Annotated in this window: 25 protein-coding genes and 1 tRNA gene; 24 read left to right on the top strand and 2 right to left on the bottom strand. The window is 51.8% G+C overall.

Annotated elements, in window-relative coordinates; genetic code table 11:
• Position 1: 1 nt before the first annotated feature.
• From BUA28_RS04630 to BUA28_RS04535, 20 genes are all read left to right on the top strand, one after another.
• A complete protein-coding gene (locus BUA28_RS04630) occupies positions 2–1618 on the top strand; it encodes a YqaJ viral recombinase family protein (RefSeq protein ID WP_072766936.1) in 1617 nt (538 codons plus the stop codon).
• On the top strand, positions 1618–2493 hold the full coding sequence (locus tag BUA28_RS04625) for a Gabija anti-defense Gad2 family protein (RefSeq protein WP_072766935.1): 876 nt from the start codon (positions 1618–1620) through the stop codon (positions 2491–2493). The genes BUA28_RS04630 and BUA28_RS04625 overlap by 1 nt, the downstream gene beginning before the upstream one ends.
• 20 nt (positions 2494–2513) lie before the next feature.
• Entirely contained in the window at positions 2514–2948 is a 435-nt protein-coding gene (gene ssb, locus BUA28_RS04620) for a single-stranded DNA-binding protein (RefSeq protein WP_072766934.1), read from the top strand.
• Between the two features lie 11 nt (positions 2949–2959).
• Complete coding sequence (locus BUA28_RS04615; protein ID WP_143148435.1) at positions 2960–3205, top strand: hypothetical protein; 246 nt, start codon at positions 2960–2962, stop codon at positions 3203–3205.
• Entirely contained in the window at positions 3202–3411 is a 210-nt protein-coding gene (locus BUA28_RS04610; RefSeq protein ID WP_072766933.1) for a hypothetical protein, read from the top strand. Before BUA28_RS04615 ends, BUA28_RS04610 begins: the two co-directional genes overlap by 4 nt.
• On the top strand, positions 3408–3881 hold the full coding sequence (locus BUA28_RS04605; protein WP_072766932.1) for a hypothetical protein: 474 nt from the start codon (positions 3408–3410) through the stop codon (positions 3879–3881). The genes BUA28_RS04610 and BUA28_RS04605 overlap by 4 nt, the downstream gene beginning before the upstream one ends.
• The gene (locus BUA28_RS04600; protein WP_072766931.1) at positions 3871–4209 is read left to right on the top strand and encodes a hypothetical protein; all 339 of its coding nucleotides are present in this window, start codon (positions 3871–3873) and stop codon (positions 4207–4209) included. Before BUA28_RS04605 ends, BUA28_RS04600 begins: the two co-directional genes overlap by 11 nt.
• Positions 4206–5171 (top strand): hypothetical protein, encoded by a 966-nt coding sequence (locus tag BUA28_RS16055; protein ID WP_218587227.1) that lies wholly within the window; start codon positions 4206–4208, stop codon positions 5169–5171. Before BUA28_RS04600 ends, BUA28_RS16055 begins: the two co-directional genes overlap by 4 nt.
• The gene (dut, locus tag BUA28_RS04590; RefSeq protein WP_072766930.1) at positions 5165–5584 is read left to right on the top strand and encodes a dUTP diphosphatase; all 420 of its coding nucleotides are present in this window, start codon (positions 5165–5167) and stop codon (positions 5582–5584) included. The genes BUA28_RS16055 and dut overlap by 7 nt, the downstream gene beginning before the upstream one ends.
• Positions 5565–6110, top strand: a complete 546-nt coding sequence (locus BUA28_RS04585) for a phage protein NinX family protein (protein WP_178297890.1) — start codon at positions 5565–5567, stop codon at positions 6108–6110. The genes dut and BUA28_RS04585 overlap by 20 nt, the downstream gene beginning before the upstream one ends.
• Positions 6103–6834 (top strand): FAD-dependent thymidylate synthase, encoded by a 732-nt coding sequence (gene thyX, locus BUA28_RS04580; protein WP_072766928.1) that lies wholly within the window; start codon positions 6103–6105, stop codon positions 6832–6834. The genes BUA28_RS04585 and thyX overlap by 8 nt, the downstream gene beginning before the upstream one ends.
• The gene (locus BUA28_RS04575) at positions 6831–7109 is read left to right on the top strand and encodes a hypothetical protein (protein WP_072766927.1); all 279 of its coding nucleotides are present in this window, start codon (positions 6831–6833) and stop codon (positions 7107–7109) included. Before thyX ends, BUA28_RS04575 begins: the two co-directional genes overlap by 4 nt.
• Entirely contained in the window at positions 7106–7765 is a 660-nt protein-coding gene (locus BUA28_RS04570) for a hypothetical protein (protein WP_072766926.1), read from the top strand. The genes BUA28_RS04575 and BUA28_RS04570 overlap by 4 nt, the downstream gene beginning before the upstream one ends.
• Positions 7762–7965 carry a hypothetical protein gene (locus BUA28_RS04565; RefSeq protein ID WP_072766925.1) on the top strand — a complete coding sequence of 68 codons (204 nt, stop codon included), beginning with the start codon at positions 7762–7764 and terminating at the stop codon, positions 7963–7965. Before BUA28_RS04570 ends, BUA28_RS04565 begins: the two co-directional genes overlap by 4 nt.
• On the top strand, positions 7962–8267 hold the full coding sequence (locus tag BUA28_RS04560) for a hypothetical protein (RefSeq protein WP_072766924.1): 306 nt from the start codon (positions 7962–7964) through the stop codon (positions 8265–8267). The genes BUA28_RS04565 and BUA28_RS04560 overlap by 4 nt, the downstream gene beginning before the upstream one ends.
• Before the next feature lies 1 nt (position 8268).
• Positions 8269–8562, top strand: coding sequence for a helix-turn-helix domain-containing protein (locus BUA28_RS16380; protein WP_072766923.1), 294 nt, complete (start codon positions 8269–8271; stop codon positions 8560–8562).
• Positions 8454–9410: a tyrosine-type recombinase/integrase gene (locus BUA28_RS04550; protein ID WP_083569871.1), complete on the top strand. Its 957-nt coding sequence runs from the start codon at positions 8454–8456 to the stop codon at positions 9408–9410. The genes BUA28_RS16380 and BUA28_RS04550 overlap by 109 nt, the downstream gene beginning before the upstream one ends.
• A 101-nt stretch (positions 9411–9511) precedes the next feature.
• A tRNA-Leu gene (locus BUA28_RS04545) sits at positions 9512–9600 on the top strand.
• A gap of 151 nt (positions 9601–9751) precedes the next feature.
• A complete protein-coding gene (locus BUA28_RS04540) occupies positions 9752–10237 on the top strand; it encodes a tyrosine-type recombinase/integrase (protein WP_072766921.1) in 486 nt (161 codons plus the stop codon).
• Between the two features lie 252 nt (positions 10238–10489).
• Positions 10490–10771, top strand: a complete 282-nt coding sequence (locus BUA28_RS04535; RefSeq protein WP_072766920.1) for a DUF768 domain-containing protein — start codon at positions 10490–10492, stop codon at positions 10769–10771.
• A 363-nt stretch (positions 10772–11134) separates the two neighbouring features.
• Here BUA28_RS04535 and BUA28_RS04530 read toward each other — a convergent pair whose 3' ends face one another.
• The gene (locus tag BUA28_RS04530) at positions 11135–11380 is read right to left on the bottom strand and encodes a recombinase family protein (RefSeq protein ID WP_143148433.1); all 246 of its coding nucleotides are present in this window, start codon (positions 11378–11380) and stop codon (positions 11135–11137) included.
• A 39-nt stretch (positions 11381–11419) separates the two neighbouring features.
• Between BUA28_RS04530 and BUA28_RS04525 the strand changes: the two genes are divergently transcribed.
• Entirely contained in the window at positions 11420–12226 is an 807-nt protein-coding gene (locus BUA28_RS04525; protein WP_072766918.1) for a GGDEF domain-containing protein, read from the top strand.
• On the opposite strand, the gene BUA28_RS15790 is transcribed toward BUA28_RS04525, so the two are convergent.
• Entirely contained in the window at positions 12223–12690 is a 468-nt protein-coding gene (locus BUA28_RS15790; RefSeq protein WP_178297888.1) for a hypothetical protein, read from the bottom strand. The genes BUA28_RS04525 and BUA28_RS15790 overlap by 4 nt on opposite strands.
• Positions 12691–13164: 474 nt before the next feature.
• Here BUA28_RS15790 and BUA28_RS04515 point away from each other — a divergent pair, with 474 nt between their 5' ends.
• The 3 genes from BUA28_RS04515 (at position 13165) to BUA28_RS04505 (ending at position 16138) form a co-directional block, all read left to right on the top strand.
• Complete coding sequence (locus tag BUA28_RS04515) at positions 13165–13407, top strand: hypothetical protein (RefSeq protein WP_072766917.1); 243 nt, start codon at positions 13165–13167, stop codon at positions 13405–13407.
• Positions 13408–13441: 34 nt separating this feature from the next.
• Entirely contained in the window at positions 13442–14584 is a 1143-nt protein-coding gene (locus BUA28_RS04510; protein ID WP_083569870.1) for a sulfate ABC transporter substrate-binding protein, read from the top strand.
• 312 nt (positions 14585–14896) lie between these two features.
• Positions 14897–16138: an MFS transporter gene (locus BUA28_RS04505; RefSeq protein ID WP_083569869.1), complete on the top strand. Its 1242-nt coding sequence runs from the start codon at positions 14897–14899 to the stop codon at positions 16136–16138.
• Positions 16139–16196: the final 58 nt, after the last annotated feature.

The raw sequence follows: 16196 nt of genomic DNA, 5'->3' as shown, positions 1-16196 counted from the left end.
CATGCAAGTTCATGACTTAGAGCAAGGCTCGCCCGAGTGGCATGCTCACCGCCGCACACACTGGAACGCCTCCGATGCCCCGGCGATGATGGGTGTGTCGAAATACAAGACTCGCTCAGAATTTCTTCATGAATTACATACAGGCATTGCGCCAGAGGTTGATTCGCACACACAGCGTCGGTTCGACGAGGGGCATAGATTCGAGAATCTTGCGCGTTCGCTGGCAGAAGAAATAGTCGGCGAGTCGCTGTATCCAGTCACAGGAACAGAGGCCAAACATTCAGCGAGCTTCGATGGCTTAACGATGCTCGAGCATATTGCTTATGAGCACAAACGCCTGAATGACGCTATTCGCGCCGCGCAAACTGTAGCTGATCTGGATGAAATGTATCACATCCAAATGGAGCAACAGTGCCTTGTGTCCGGCGCGGAGAAGGTTCTATTTCTTGCATCCAATTGGGATGACCAAGGAAACCTGCTGGAAGCAAAGCACTTCTGGTATGAGCCAGACATGGAGTTAAGGGAGCGCATCATTCAGGGCTGGCATCAATTCGCCCGCGACCTCGCAGATTACATCCCGGCAGTTCGGCCCGAGAAGCCCGAAGCCGAAGCCGTAATGCAACTACCCTCCCTGAGCATCCAGACTTCCGGCCAGATCAGCATTATTTCCAATCTTGATCTGTTCGGCCAAAAACTGAATGAGTTCGTGGATGGCCTCGATCTTGAGCCGACTGACGATCAGGGGTTCGCGAACGCTGAAGCCGCTGTAAAGACGCTCCAGAAGGCACAGGATGCGCTTGAGGCAGCTGAAGCCAGCGCACTCGCGCAAGCCGCTGACGTTGACGAGATGCGCCGTACTGTTGCTCTGTATGCGGATACGGCACGTAAGACTCGGTTGATGCTGGAGAGGATGGTAAAGGCGCGTAAGGAGCAGATTAAGGAAGACATTATCAGGAAGGCGAAGACGGCATTTGCGGATCACATCGCCACCCTTGATGCAGAGATTCATCCTATCCGCCTTGTTGTTCAACAACCCGACCTTATTGCCGCCGCAAGGAACAAGCGAACTTTGGCCAGTTTGCATGATTCGGTAAATACCGCGATTGCAAACGCCAAAATAGCGGCTGACTCGGTCGCGAAGGACGTTCGTGCGAAGTTGGCCTGGCACAAGGAAAACTCTAAGGGTTACGAACTCCTTTTTCCGGACCTCCAGCAGATTATCCAAAAGCCCGAAGACGACTTCCAAATGCTGGTTAAAAATCGCATCGATCAGCATAAGGCCGACGAAGCGAAGAAGTTGGAAGAAGAGCGTGCGAGCATCCGGGCTGAAGAGCAAAAAAAAGCTGAAGAAAAGGTGCGTGCTGAGCAAGCGTCAGCAATTAAGCCAGTTGATGCGCCGAAGCCCGTAGAGTCACTAATAAGGCCGATACCAGTAAAGGCATGCGCCAGCTCGCCATCCGGTCCGTCCGGCAACTCCGCTCTCGTTGCCCTCGCCCGCCATGAACTTGTGTGTTTCCGTAAGAAATTCGCGCCCATCACGGAACTCTCGGCGGTCATGAGGGAGATTGATTCATACCTTGATGTTACCCAATCGCCAGCAGAAGCAAGGAGAGCGTAATGAGAGCAAAGACAATTAAAGCGGTGCTCAACAAGGAAATTGGCCGTTGGCTTGACTCTATCGAGGACGAGAAAGTAAAGGCTCTGGCCGGAGCGAATACGATTGTTACCGGAGGCGCAATTGCATCAATGCTTCTGAATGAGCCGGTAAATGATTTTGACATTTACTTCAGAACAAAAGAGGCCGCTTGGGCGGTTGCTAATTACTACGTTGGCAAGTTCAACGATGCCAACAACGCAGGGATTAAGGCTCAAGAAGAGGACGATGGGCGCATCCGGATAGTCGTTGAGTCTGGGCGTCGAGGCGAAACAGCCGGAGAAGCTCGCACGCTACAAGATACCGGGGAAATAGAGGACACGTACAACGATGCTGAGCAGGCGGCGCTATCGGCCGTTGACGATGACGCCCCAAAGTATCGGCCTGTATTCCTCTCCACAAACGCGATAACCCTATCCCACAAGATGCAAATAGTTTTGCGGTTCTACGGTGAACCGAACGAGATCCACGAGAACTACGATTTCGTCCATTGCACCAACTACTGGTCTATCTGGGATGGCAATCTGGCCCTAAGACCCCTGGCCCTTGAGGCTTTGTTGGCAAAAGAATTGGTTTACGTTGGCAGCAAATATCCCGTCTGCTCGGTTATGCGCCTGCGTAAATTCATAAAGCGCGGATGGGTTATCAATGCCGGGCAAGTGCTGAAAATGATGATGCAAATAAGCGAGCTTGACCTGACAAACCCAGCGGTTTTAGAGGATCAGTTGACTGGCGTTGACTCTGCATACTTTATACAGATTATCGATGACGTGAAAGCGAAAGACCCGGCAAAAGTAAACGCCGCCTATCTGGTCGAGATCATCGACCGCATGTTTTAGCCAGTAAAAGGACAACTTAAATGGCATCAGTAAACAAGGTAATACTCATTGGCAATTTGGGCAAGGATCCTGAGACGCGTTACATGCCAAATGGCGACGCGGTGACCAATATCACTTTGGCAACCACGGAAAATTGGAAGGATAAAAACGGCGAAAAACAGGAAAAAACCGAATGGCATCGCGTCACCTTTTATCGCAAGCTCGCTGAAATCGCCGGCGAGTACCTGAAAAAAGGTCGCCCGGTATACGTAGAGGGGCGGCTTGAGACTCGCAAATGGACTGATAAGGCGGGCGTTGAGCGCTATACCACGGACATCATCGCCAGCGATATGAAGATGATGGGTGATAAACCAAGCGGCGAATCACGGCAATCTGAGCCGCGCCAGCAGAGTAAGCCTTCGGGTGACGCGCCAAAGGGTGATTTTTCCGATATGGATGACGACACACCTTTTTGAAGGGGATCGATATGAGCATAGAAAATAACGGCGGCGCAGCATTTCCGGGAATGGAAGAGGTTGGTAATTCAGGAGATTACACGACCGCATATAACCCTGGCATGACACTCAGGGATTATTTCGCAGCGAAGGCGATGCAGACGCTACTTGCCGCATCGTTTGGAGATAGGTCAATAACCTTCGCAGATAAGTTAGAGGCGGTGGCTGTAGATGCATACAGGCAAGCGGATGCATTACTGGAGGCCCGGAAGAAATGAAGAACACCGACATGAAAAACTTCAGGGCCCGCCCCAAGATCAACAAAGATCGCGCTGCGTCTTTCGTGCTGGCTATCTTGCTAGTTATCGCCCTGTCCGTTCGGTTTGAACCGGCCAGCGCAGAGCCTCAGTTATCCGTCGTAACGTACGACTGCGCTCCGACTATCGAACTCGATATGCCGATTAAGCAAGGAATGCAGCTATGAGCGAATCAACGCAAATAGTCCGGCGCTTGCAAAGGGGTGAGTTTATCCCGGCAGGCTCATGGGACGGGCTGTTAGTTTCGCCACGTATTATCGACAAGCAGCCTGTATGCGAACGCAATCATGATTTGATCCGCTTGATGGTTGCAGATCGCAAATCCAGCGCAGAAATAGCTGACCTCATCGGATGCTCGGTAGTTTGGTTAAACCAATATATCGGGAAAATCCCCGAGCTAAAAGCCGCGAGACTGAAGTTTAAATCCCAAAGAAAAACGGTAGAGACCTCCGCTTGGGATAGGTATCAAGAGAAGCGGCATTGGGTCAAAAAGGCTCTGAAAACACGTAGCCTGGACGCGGTGGCTAAGAAGCTTGGGTTCAGCTTTCGTACGTTGCAATGGTATCTGGCTAAAGATGAAATCGAAGAACTCAGGGCTGAAGTTAAGCGGCTGAAGGAGGTTGAAAATGGGAAATAGAGAGTTCGAGAAGCGGGTGGATAACGACGTAATCAACAACCTCGCTCTGCACAAAGGGATTTTTAAAACGGAGATCGGGCGGCTAACGGATGAAAACGTCGCGCTCAAGGCCGAAGTGGAGCGCGTTTCTATTCTATTCCACGAGAAATGCGATGTAGCAGCGAATAGCAGATGTGGGATTGAGCGGTTGCAGAAAGATTCGGAGCGGCTCAAATGGCTAATTGATGGCGGAATATATGCTTTAGAAGCCAGGGTCGATGAGGCTTATGGATTTGAGGTCAATCTATCCGTGCAAACAATCGACGCCGCAATGAAGGAGACGAAATGAAAATAGTCAAAATTAATGTACAGGACGGACTAGGACAAATCGAAGTCGCGCTTTACGGCCATGAGGCGTCCCGACTTACTAGCTTTCTGAATAAAGCTTCCGTGGCACTCGCAGCCGCCCCGACGCCGCCAGTGGCAATGCAATTAGCTGTTGAACGGTTCCCTGCGATGCGAGATTCCGGCATGCCGCTCGAAGAGCGCATTGAGACTGCGATAGAGCGGATAAAAAGCGGTTATGCCGCAATGCGAATTCCTGTCGAGGCAACCGATCCTGATGTTGTGCTGCAAGACTGCTTAATCGAGTTGACAAGGCTGCGCTCGACACCGCCAGCGCAGGAGGTTGAGCCAGTTGCTACGCGCGTCCATTCCTACGGCGGCTCGACTGGGATAAATGATTATCTGATGAGTGACGGCAGCATTAAGGCCATGCGCCCGGAAGATGTTACATGGACACCGCCAGCGCCAGAGGTTGAGCCGGTAGCATTCCAGTATCGCGTGCAGCCATGGATGATGGCGTGCTTCGGCGAGAAAATCTCCGCTGATAAGGTGGAACGAAATCACAGATTTCTGGAAGAGGCATTGGAGCTTGTGCAGGCGTGCGCATGCTCGCAGGACGAGGCGCATCAGTTAGTTGATTATGTTTACGGCAGACCAGTGGGCATGATCCACCAAGAGATTGGCGGGGTAATGGTGACACTAGCAGCGCTCTGTCTTTCGCATGGACTGGACATGCACAAATCCGGAGATGTCGAGCTTGCAAGGATTTGGCAGAAGGTTGAGCAGATTCGAGCAAAGCAAGCGGCAAAACCGAAACATTCCCCTCTGCCTGTCGCGTCGCCAAACACCCCCGCCGACAACGGACTGAGGAAGGCGGCGGAAGCATTAAGGATTCTTGATCTGCTTGGCTCTGGACCAACTGCCGATAACCTCCGCGCCGAACTGAACAAGGATAAATCATGCTGAAAATTAAATTGCTTCATCCCGACGCTAAGGTTCCGACTCGGGCGAATGCGACCGACGCGGGACTGGATTTGTATGCTCTGGACGATTGTATTGTGTTGCCGAATCAGATCGCGATGGTTAAGACAGGAGTAGCGATGGCGATCCCGACGGGATACGCAGGCGTTATTCATCCGCGTTCTGGACTGGCGATAAGGCATGGAGTTGATCGACTTGCAGGGCTGATCGATAGCGATTATCGCGGTGAATTGATAGTGGCGCTCACAACCGTAAAGCGCTGGCAATTCGAAATAAAGGCTGGCGACCGCATAGCCCAGCTCGTCATCCAGAAAGTCGAACTCTGGAATCCGGTAGTCGTTGACGAACTGGATGAGACTGAGCGCGGGGAGAATGGGTTTGGGAGTAGCGGATCGTGACGGACAGAGAGGCGGCGATACATCGCGCCAGAGTTTATCTACAGGAGGCACGTCGGCGAGCGGGGATACAAACTCAAAGAGGGTTCTGCTTCACCTTGTTGGAATGGGCGGCGAGCGCTCGCAAGAAGGCATTCGCCGTGCCGGCACAAATGGATTTATGGGGGAAGTCATGAGCAAGATCAAGGTATCAGCGCTATCCGGCGAAGCGCTAAACGATCAAGTGGCCCTAGCTCTCGGCTGGCAGCAGCGGATGTGGGGCGCCATCCCGGTCTGGTTCGATCCTGCCAACGAGAATCGGTATAGATGTCATGTGGCGCAGTGGAAGCCTTCGGAGAATTGGGCGCAAGGTGGCCCGCTCATGGAGCAGGCGAAGATAAGTACCATACCGCGAATAAACGGCGCATGGTATGCAGAGATTCCAATGGAAATAAAAAAAGATGGAGTCTTTCAGTTTGGCCATACGCAACTAATCGCTGCAATGCGATGCTTCGTCGATAGCGAAAGTGAGGGGAAAGTAGATGAATAAGCTCCCCGTACTCGATCATGGCTTTGTTCTGTTGAGGAACATGTCTGGACCAACCAGACGCCCCGATGCAGCATTTGACGCCGACGATACCGACCCTGCCAACGCAGCTCGCTTCTCATTCGAGGGACAGGATAAGGATCGTGCGAGAGAGGAAGATTTACGCCTCGATAGCTACCTTATGAAGAACTGGCATACCGGTCCCTTCGAGCAAGTTGTGGTGTGGCTAGAAATGAAGCTCCCTATCTTCGTCGCGCGCCAGTTTGTTCGTCACAGAACGGCGCGATTGAACGAAGCGTCTGCTCGGTACGTTCAATTGCCCAAGGAATGGTATATCCCGACTCTGGATGAAGTCGTCTTACAAACAACTGATAAGAAGCAGGGCGGGCGACCTGTCGATGTCTTTAATCCGGGGGAAGTGGGGAAGGCAAGGGCTTTCCAAATATCGTTGGACGACGCCTGCCGCGACAGCTACGCGAGGTATGAAGCGGCCATCGAAAACGGCATAGCCATGGAGCAAGCGCGCCTATTCCTACACGTCAACCACTACACCCATTGGATATGGCAATGTGATCTGCATAATCTCATGAACGTTCTGGCACGGCGGGATCATGGCCATGCTCAGGGCCCCACTCAAAAATATGCTGAAGCAGTCGACCAACTTGTTCGAAAGCATTTGCCGCACAGCATGGAGTTGTACGATAAATACCGGAGATTTGCGATATGAAATCATCCCAAGACTTCCTGAAAGCGGCTGTACGCATCCAGGACGAGCGCGCCAGGGATTACGACAAGCCGGAAGGTGAGCGCAGCATGGCGGCGACTGTTCAGGCTTTTAACGCCATTACCGGCCAGAGTCTTACCGAAGCTCATGGCTGGCTGCTACTCGAGACGCTCAAGAATGTCCGGCTGTTCACGGCGGCAGGATTCCACTTCGACAGCGCGCTTGACGGCGTTTCGTACTCATCATTGAAAGCTGAAGCGAAGGCGAGGGAATCATGAAAGAACGCCCAATTTTATTTAGTGCACCGATGGTTCAAGCGTTGCTTGATGGCCGCAAGACGCAGACGAGGCGGGTTGTGAAACTGCGCGGAAAAGATGGGGTGCAGGCAACCCATGATTGCTGGCGCTATCTAGAAACTGATTCACTTACCGGAAATCAGGCTGACCGTAGAAACGGCGGAATGCATTTGTGGCAGCACCGAACCGACATAGCTCGGTTGATTGAGGAACGCTGTCCCTACGGCCAACCCGGCGACAGGCTATGGGTGCGGGAGACTCATCTGCGCGCAACAGCGGACGAGATACATTTTCGCGCTGACGGAGATTTTCCAGAGGGCGCTGCAAAGATGCTCGGCGGCTGGCGCCCTTCTATTTTCATGCCACGCAAGTTTAGCCGCATCCTGCTCGAAATTACCGCCGTTCGCGCCGAACGCTTGCAGGATATAAGCGAGGCTGACTGCTATGCCGAAGGGGTAGAGCATGACCACTCGGAAATCGATCACATTTATTGGGTGGGCGACTATTTTGGCGAAATCCAGACACTTGAGTCCGCCGTCGCTTGCTACAAAATCCTATGGGAAACCATCAACGGCGCGGGTAGTTGGGACGCCAATCCTTTCGTTTGGGCAATTGAATTCAAAAGGATTGGGCAATGAGATACCACGCTGCGCCGCCCGGAGAATGGCTACATCCAGACGATTCGACTCCGCCGAAGGGATCGAAGATACTCATGCTCAACGCTGGCGGGATCGCGACTATAGGCCTCTGGCAGATCGGTATGGCCGCATGGATGCCGCTGCCGAAGGTTGGTCCCGAGTTGAAGGATAGGCTTAGGGATGAGGGACGGTTGAAGTGAGCGCTCTACTCGACAAACAAACCATCATAGACGGTTGCACAGCTCGGGCGAAAGAGTTGCTGCAAGGCGCTGGTAACTTGCCGAGGAATGATCTGGAATATCTCGCTCAATCTATCTCGAAGATGAAAGATCAGCGGCTTATCTCGTGCGTTGCTGAGTTGATGAAATGGGGCGACGACGAGCGAGCGGAGTTGGAAACCATGATGGCGATCGGCATTGAGGCCATGAAACTATGCACGCCAAGCAAGTTGAGGGATGCGGCAAGAAGGGTTGAGTTGCGGTATCACTTGAGGGAAGGTTGAAGTGACACGGCTTTTAACAATTCCGCAAGCAGCAGAGCGGTTATCAATCTCCCGGCGAACGCTCGAGCGGGAAATCAACGACGGCGAAATAGCTGTCTGCCGGGTTCGAGGCAGGGTTCTAATTGCGGAATCTGACTTAAACGCTTATATTTCCCGGCTGCGCACATATACGGAGAAAACGGAAATATGCCCCGGAAACGTGGCGACATTTGGTATGCCCGCCTACAAATCAAAGGTCGGGGCGTTGAAGTCTCTCTTGGACGGGGAGCGACGCGCCAAGACGCGCTTCAGCTAGAAGCGAAGATCAGAAAGGATGCTGTAGCGGGCCGTCTCGGGCATGCCCCAAAAAGAACTATTGAAGAGGCGTTGGTAAAGTGGTTGACCGGAGAGGCGAAGATACTCAAAAGTTACCAGAATTTACTCTGCAAAGTGTCGGCCATTGAACCATACTGTTCTGGCGTCCCTCTGCATGAAATCGTCAAGGTTGCAGAAACGATAAAAGCAGATGGCATAAAGTCCGGATTAAAACCTGCCACCATAAACCGCCGCCTTGCCATCCTGCGCCGCGTAGCGAATCTAGCCCACGATCAGTGGGGATGGCTAGACCAAAGTTTAGGACAGCGAATCAAACTTCTGTCCGGCGAAGCGCGCCGCGACATTTACCTTACTCCCGAACAAGCATCAAACCTTGCTGCGGTATGCGAGCACCCAAGGGTGGCTGATGCAATCCTGCTGGCGTGCATGTCGGGATTACGGGAAACCGAATTGCTGAACCTTATGCCTGACCATATCCGCGATGGCTGCATCTTCATAAAAGTAGCGAAGTCGGGCAAGCCCCGGCTTGTGCCTATACCAGATGAAGCGCTGGCCATTCCCTTACCATTGGATATTACTTACTCAACTCTCCGGACATATTTTGAAAAGGCGCGCGCAACCGCTGGGCTGGATCACGTTCGCTTCCATGACCTGCGGCACACATACGCAAGTTGGTTCTTGCAATCAGGCGGAAATCTGGTAGCCTTGCGCGACTTGTTAGGACACTCTACCATTGCGATCACGGCTGACCTGTACTCTCATCTTGAGACAAGTCACCTTAAGCAAGGCGTTGCTGCAATGGGTAAGATGCTGCGCAGGGAGAAATAGCATTATGCTTTTATCATTGCCCAGTTTTTGTACCAACCTTGCTGGTAAAACATGGGCAAAACTGACGTAACCTGACGTAAAAAAGTTATTGAAATCAACGTGCCCGGATGGTGAAATTGGTAGACACAAGGGACTTAAAATCCCTCGGGCTTAATCGCCCATGCCGGTTCGATTCCGGCTCCGGGCACCAAAGCGTAGTCCAAAGCAGTCCTAATAAGTCCAAAAGTCGTTAATAAACAAGAATATTTTGTTAATTAGCGTCCAGAGACATCCTCTTGCCTCCGTTGACTTCCGGGTAAAAAGACGGGTAAATAATTTACCCGGAGAATATTTTACCCGTCATGGCCTCAGAGCTCCTATCCGCAATTGAAGTACGCAACGCAAAGCCAGGGGACAAGCCGCGCAAGTTACGCGATGGAAAAGGCCTGAACCTGCTGTTGCACCCCAACGGCTCCAAATACTTCCAGCATCGTTACACGCTTCACGGCAAGGAAAAAACGCTGCAACTGGGCGTTTATCCCACGATGGGCCTAGCCGATGCCAGGGCAGCAGCGAAGGCTGCATGCCAACTGGTGGCTGATGGCATAGATCCGGTCCAAAACAAGCGAATACAGAATGCGAAAAAAGCCACTTCCGCGACCAATACCTTCAGGTGCGTCGCCGAGCAGTGGCTCAATATCAAGCAGCGCACGCTGGCGCCGTCGACCCATAGAAAAATAGAAGAAACATTCAGTGTCAACGTATACGCGCGTTTCGGCAACCTTTCGATCAAGGATGTGAGTGCCCTCGTGGTGCGGTGGAACGCGGATCCTCACTGCCAGCAGTAAAACTCATATTTTCGTTGATGAAGTCAACCGATACTCCCCGGTCATTCATTTCCCTAACAAGCCTGAGCATGTCCTCGACGTTAACTCATGTGCAATGTATTATCGATAAAAGGTTATCAATAATCACACGATCGAAAAATCCCGGAAAATTACTACTAGCTTTTACCCTTGATAACCTATTTTATCATGGGTAAAATGCTCCCATGAGGGGCGACCGGCGCCAAACTCAACGCAAAAGATGGGTGGGCAGTCATGAGCAATCGCTTCCTGAGGTGGGTCGACACATGGATCGAGGAAAACATCCCTCCAGGCGCCAATTCCGACATAGAGAGTCATGAAGTAAAGGCAAAGCGGCTGTCGGAGAAACTGTTCGCCGAGGCAGCTGCGGCCAACTTCACAAACTTCGAAACCGAGGAGGAGCGCGAGCGCGTTACGCCCCTGGTACTGGCCGCGGTCTCGGACAGCAGAGACTTTGACATCGATGCCTATCATCTCAAGTCGCAACTTGCGCGGGAGAATGAAGATGGCGACTGAGCTCGCCACTAAGTTCGCCGTTGAAATATGCGAATCCAGGCACGACACGGAGTCCTAGCTCTTCGGGAAGACTTCGATCAACATTTCCTTTGTTAGGCCTTCATACATTGCGTCGATTGTTGGGCCATGGGTCAGTTCTTCCCCATCAAGCTTTGCGCGTTTCGCATCTGTGAACGCTTTCAGAAGATCAGCAGCAGTCTTAATCACTAGCAGAACCACTCGTTAGTAATACTATCCAGCGTTTACACCAAGGCCTCCGCTAATGCCAGAAAGAACGACTATGGAATCTGCCATTGCTCCAGGAGTGCAGCAACACAGTATGGCCATTGCTATGGGTGACGGATTTATGTCGCGGCACCAATGCTACCTCTGCAATCGAATGTACTGGTAAAGAGTCTCCCTGCTTATGCCAAACTTCTTTGCCAGTTTTGTCCGGTTAGCCCCAGTTGCAGCCTGCTCGCGTAGCTGAGCAATCCTCTCTGTATTGAGCGCTGGTTTCCTCCCCTTGTAGACTGTTCCTTTGGCTTTTGCCAGGGCGATGCCTTCACGCTGCCTCTCCTTGATGAGAGATCGCTCAAACTGTGTGAAGGCACTTAGCATGGTAAACATCAGGGTTGAACGTGGGTCCTCACTGCCAGCAGTAAAGATATGAAGGCAGGCATTACTCTGCGGCAGCGAAAAAAAGCACTAGTACAAAGCGAACGCGTGGAAAATCAGGTGCAGGACTGCGCTATCAAGCTTGATGAAGTCAATAAAACCCTGGAACAAGAAATTGACTACCACAACAAGCGCGACTCCAAACTTAGGGAAATTACGGAAAAGCTGACTGTAGCGGAACGCACCTTGTCCGATACTGAAGACATATTGGCGCGCGCGAATCAGGCAATGGAGAAAGCAAAACAACGTTCGTTACCCGATGCCGCGACAGGTATACCCAATCGGGAGTTATTCAACGTTCGCATTGAGCAGGCAATTGCTCTGGCTAGACGGAACGATTGGGTTTTGGCGGTGATGTTTATCGATCTCGATCGCTTCAAGCTGATTAACGACACCTACGGGCATGTCATCGGTGACGAAGTACTACAGGCAGTAGCGCAACGTATGCAAGGGCGCGTCCGTCTTGAGGATACTCTTTGCCGCTATGGCGGCGATGAGTTTCTTTATCTGTTGGTCAATCCGCAAGACCTTGAGAGTATTCAAAAAGTTGCAGAAGAGATGTTCGAGCGTGTTGCGCAACCCGTAATAATTGGTGATCTGACGCTAATTGTGGAACCGAGCATCGGTATTGCTCTATATCCAAATGATGGAGAGACCAGCTTGGAATTGGTGGCGAACGCTGATGCTGCCATGTATCGCGCAAAAAACACAAAGGCGGGTTATACCTTGTTCGATCGTGTTAAAGATCAATCAAATCAGGTCAAAAGCCAGCAGGGGAACGCTACCGTTTCTGTTTAGGTCTCGAATGTGATACACCGAACAGTATCAGCCATTAAAAGAGATTGATCTGATTTCCAATGCTGTTTCAGTAGCAACTGGTAACGGCGATTCAGACGTAAGCTTTTAACCGGAGATCGATCATGAATAAAGATCAAGTGAAAGGAACCGCGAAAGACATCGCAGGAAAAGTCCGGGAAGAGGCCGGCAGGGCGTAGGAAGTAAAGAGCATGAAGCCAAAGGCCTCGGCAAACAAGTTTCCGGCAAAGCCCAAAAGAAATATGGAGACGCCAAGGACGCGGTAAAGGACGCAGCGGACGGGCTTTAAGCTCCGCAGCCCAGCATTCCTGCTCTAACCCGCTTCGGCGGGTTTTTTTGTTATTGCCGCGCTTCTTATCGGTCGCAGCAATGATGCCCTTGGTAAACCGGCTGTGCTCGTACTCCCGTGCATCATGGAATAAGCGGTCAAACTCCTTCTTTACCACACCATAGCACTCGCAAACGCCTTCCTACAAGCTAATTCATCAAATCGAATGTTGGTAGTACATGTAAAGGGCCATAGTTTTTAAGCTAATTTAATGCTCGTGTTCTATCCCGGCGTATCCAATTTTCATTTTCAATTTCTCTCCGAAACTCGATTTTGCGTTCGCTTTCCGAGAGTTAATTTCAAGAGATAGTTTCAGGAGATGTTTTCAGCCAGAAATGGATCTAGCCGATCCGTTTTTCACGCTCACCGAAAAACGGTCATTTTATGGAGATTTGTAACAGGGGGAAAAGCAGAAAGTACTATTTGTACAACGGTCATATATTACTTGACCTTTATTTTGTGCTTTTTGCTGTCCTCTTGCAGATCCCCTCCTCTTGTGAGTAGCCCCCCAAAGCCGTGGATAGTCCCCTTAAAAATACTGTAACAAACCCACAGTAAGATGCGCAAACCGAATCTTATTAAGGGAGTGACCATGTTTGAATACGCGGTGTATGTACGGACTCAAGAGGGCTATATCGAGCGCATGAATAACGTTATTTCCAACCTGCCATACGATCCGCAAGGAACCTATGGTTCTTTATCCCCCTATGTGCACGAGGAAGAGCTTGTCGGTTTTCCTGAATCGGTAGTGCTCTGGAAAAATAGTACAGGGCCCAGCGTCGGGATAGCCCCCATTAACGCTGATCGCAACTCCCCCACCTTATTGGTTGCTTAGAGCAAGGCTGGTGGGCAACTGGAGGAAATGAAAGATGAGTCTCAATACTTCTCATTTTGCTGTTGGTATATTTATAGTGCTGGTGAGCCTGGGCGCTGCCTACGCCACCCTGAATAATTTTCCCGGTCGTCCTGCACCCGGCCCCGCAGGGCGGTTACATGAGGATTTGAATGTTGCGTTCGCCTCTCATTGGAAAACCCGAACGGGCCTGGATATCGAGGTTGAGCAGGCGCGGAGCAAGTCGGGGAAGCCGGTGCATATTACGGTCGATGGACTTGATATTCCAGCCCTCGCGCTGTTCTACGATGAAGACAAGCTGGATGATAAGGAACGACTTATTGCACCAGGCCCCCGCGGGCTTTTAGCGCAGGATTTTCAGACTGGCCCTTATCCTTCAGCCTATACCTCAACCATCGTGTTTCTCGTACGGAAAGGCAACCCAAAGGAACTGCAGGACTGGAGCGATCTCGTGCGCCCTGATATAAAAGTAGTTAGCCCGAACCCAAAGCGCTCTGAAAGCGGCCGCTGGAATTATCTGGCGGCCTGGGGATATGCAATCAGGCAATCAGGCGGCAGTGAACAAACCGCCCGTGAGTTTGTCAGCCAATTGTTTGCCAACGCCAGGGCGGTGGATTATAAGGATGAAAAGCCGGAAAGCTCCACTACTGCCTTTGTCTTGCTCAACATAGGCGATGTACTCCTCACATGGGAAAATGAAGCGCACCGGATCGTTCAGAATAACGGAAACGATAAGTTTGAAATCGTTACCCCGTCTAGGTCAATAGTTGCTGAACCCGTTATTAGCGTAGTGGACCCGGTTGCACATGGGGTCGCACATGGGAAAGGCGCGCGCGGTCTAGCGGCTTCATACATCGAATATCTATATACACCCCAGGCACAGCATATCGCCGCCAAGCACTATTACCGTCCCCGCGATCGGTCCGTGGCCGCCAGGTACGAAGACCGTTTTCCCCACCTTGAGCTGTTTACTGTTGACGAGGTGTCCGGCGGCTGGCAGAAGGCCCAGAAAATACATTTTGCCAAGGGCGGTGTTTTTGACCAGATCACCGGTGATGTTTCGGATTCTGTCGCTATGAATGGCGCTATCGATGCCGCTTCACAGATAAGCGCGATGGATAATTTACTCGTCCTCCAAAATAATTGGGGACTTAATTAGCGGCAATTCCCCGATCCACAACCACATAAGCATCAGGTCGAGCGTCACCGAATAGCGAATGTGCCCACCTCATTGTAAGCGGTCCACATCACGTCAGGCTTCGGTGTACCCCCAGCCGAATACATCTATTCAGATGATCATATTATCGATTGCAATAAAGGGTTTTCGCACGCCAGGGTGTTGAGTATCAGCATCAGCTGGCAAAACCATTAAAAAGGAAAAGGCATTTGATGCACAATGTAACGCCGAATAATCCTCAGTGACAAAATCGGCATTACCTTATAGATAGATCACAGATGGAGGAGCAAATTAGTGAAAGCGGGCGTGGGGCACAGGATACTTACCCGTTTGCTCATGCCCGCGGGAGTAGCTGAAACAGCTTTTCCATTACTGGCAGCTCGCGCGCTGCGCGCCTTTGGCGATGGCTATGTTGCTGTCCTTTTGCCCGCTTATCTGCTGGCGTTGGGATTTGATCAGCTGGACGTAGGCTTTTTAAATACAGCAACGTTAGCCGGATCAGCTTTGGCGATGCTGGGGCTCGGTGCGATTGGCTACAGATGGACAACTCGTTGGCTGCTGCTGTTCGCTGCCTTGTTAATGGCAATTACCGGCTTTAGCTTCGCGAGCGTTTCATCGTTTTGGCCTCTATTTGTTGTCGCATTCGTAGGAACCCTTAATCCGGGTTCAGCCGATGTAAGCGTATTTTTGCCGTTGGAGCATGCCCGCCTGGCGCAGGCGGCTAGCGGCAACGCAAGAACCACGCTGTTCGCTCGTTATTCGCTTATTGGCTCACTGAGCGCCGCTGTTGGCGCGTTAGCCGCCGGCATCCCATCCTGGCTCGCGCCATGGTCCGGCCTTTCCTTAATTGATGGCCTGCGCGCAATGTTCGTGCTGTATGGTCTACTCGGCGGATCAGTCTGGCTGCTCTATCGAACTCTCCCGGCGATCGAGATCCAGACTGCCCCGCTACAACAGCCGCTGGGGCCATCACGCAGCATTGTGTTCAAGCTTGCCATGTTATTCAGCATTGATGCGTTTGCTGGGGGATTGTTGGGAAACTCGCTGCTGACGCTTTGGCTCTTTGCGCGGTTTGGATTGTCGCTCGGACAGGCCGGTACATTCTTCTTCTGCGCCGGGCTCTTGTCTGCCGGATCCCAGCTTGCTGCACCAGTCATCGCGCGCAGGATCGGGCTGCTCAACACGATGGTCTTCACTCACATCCCTGCTAACGTGTGCCTCATTTTTGCTGCAATTGCCCCCAATCTCGAGGTCGCACTCGCTCTGCTGCTCGTACGGAGTGCATTATCGCAGATGGATGTGCCGACACGTACTGCCTATGTAATGGCTGTTGTTACCCCGGCTGAGCGCACCGCCGCTGCAAGCTTCACCGCGGTATCCCGCAGCCTTGCTTCGATCGCGAGCCCAACCTTGACCGGCGCTTTGCTGGCCAGCGGGCTGCTGAGTGCACCTTTGATTGCTTGTGGAGCTTTGAAGATCGCCTATGATCTGGCCTTGCTAATATCCTTCAGGCGCCTGAATGTTCCGCCGGATTGAGAATAGAAAAATCGGTTTTCGATCACGGTAAGGGCAAGTCTGTCCTTCAGTTCAGGAG

Origin of the sequence: Nitrosospira sp. Nsp11, assembly GCF_900142705.1 — a bacterium.
In the GTDB taxonomy this organism is placed as follows: domain Bacteria; phylum Pseudomonadota; class Gammaproteobacteria; order Burkholderiales; family Nitrosomonadaceae; genus Nitrosospira.
Note: the sequence above shows the minus strand (reverse complement) of the source record. Positions and strands in the feature narration are given on the sequence as shown.

Bases quoted from the DNA above. Each gene is read 5' to 3' on its own strand.
- BUA28_RS04630 (WP_072766936.1), top strand. From the start codon at position 2: ATGCAAGTTCATGACTTAGAGCAAGGCTCGCCCGAGTGGCATGCTCAC.
- BUA28_RS04625 (WP_072766935.1), top strand. From the start codon at position 1,618: ATGAGAGCAAAGACAATTAAAGCGGTGCTCAACAAGGAAATTGGCCGT.
- ssb (WP_072766934.1), top strand. From the start codon at position 2,514: ATGGCATCAGTAAACAAGGTAATACTCATTGGCAATTTGGGCAAGGAT.
- BUA28_RS04615 (WP_143148435.1), top strand. From the start codon at position 2,960: ATGAGCATAGAAAATAACGGCGGCGCAGCATTTCCGGGAATGGAAGAG.
- BUA28_RS04610 (WP_072766933.1), top strand. From the start codon at position 3,202: ATGAAGAACACCGACATGAAAAACTTCAGGGCCCGCCCCAAGATCAAC.
- BUA28_RS04605 (WP_072766932.1), top strand. From the start codon at position 3,408: ATGAGCGAATCAACGCAAATAGTCCGGCGCTTGCAAAGGGGTGAGTTT.
- BUA28_RS04600 (WP_072766931.1), top strand. From the start codon at position 3,871: ATGGGAAATAGAGAGTTCGAGAAGCGGGTGGATAACGACGTAATCAAC.
- BUA28_RS16055 (WP_218587227.1), top strand. From the start codon at position 4,206: ATGAAAATAGTCAAAATTAATGTACAGGACGGACTAGGACAAATCGAA.
- dut (WP_072766930.1), top strand. From the start codon at position 5,165: ATGCTGAAAATTAAATTGCTTCATCCCGACGCTAAGGTTCCGACTCGG.
- thyX (WP_072766928.1), top strand. From the start codon at position 6,103: ATGAATAAGCTCCCCGTACTCGATCATGGCTTTGTTCTGTTGAGGAAC.
- BUA28_RS04575 (WP_072766927.1), top strand. From the start codon at position 6,831: ATGAAATCATCCCAAGACTTCCTGAAAGCGGCTGTACGCATCCAGGAC.
- BUA28_RS04570 (WP_072766926.1), top strand. From the start codon at position 7,106: ATGAAAGAACGCCCAATTTTATTTAGTGCACCGATGGTTCAAGCGTTG.
- BUA28_RS04565 (WP_072766925.1), top strand. From the start codon at position 7,762: ATGAGATACCACGCTGCGCCGCCCGGAGAATGGCTACATCCAGACGAT.
- BUA28_RS04550 (WP_083569871.1), top strand. From the start codon at position 8,454: ATGCCCCGGAAACGTGGCGACATTTGGTATGCCCGCCTACAAATCAAA.
- BUA28_RS04540 (WP_072766921.1), top strand. From the start codon at position 9,752: ATGGCCTCAGAGCTCCTATCCGCAATTGAAGTACGCAACGCAAAGCCA.
- BUA28_RS04535 (WP_072766920.1), top strand. From the start codon at position 10,490: ATGAGCAATCGCTTCCTGAGGTGGGTCGACACATGGATCGAGGAAAAC.
- BUA28_RS04530 (WP_143148433.1), bottom strand. From the start codon at position 11,380: ATGTTTACCATGCTAAGTGCCTTCACACAGTTTGAGCGATCTCTCATC.
- BUA28_RS04525 (WP_072766918.1), top strand. From the start codon at position 11,420: ATGAAGGCAGGCATTACTCTGCGGCAGCGAAAAAAAGCACTAGTACAA.
- BUA28_RS04515 (WP_072766917.1), top strand. From the start codon at position 13,165: ATGTTTGAATACGCGGTGTATGTACGGACTCAAGAGGGCTATATCGAG.
- BUA28_RS04510 (WP_083569870.1), top strand. From the start codon at position 13,442: ATGAGTCTCAATACTTCTCATTTTGCTGTTGGTATATTTATAGTGCTG.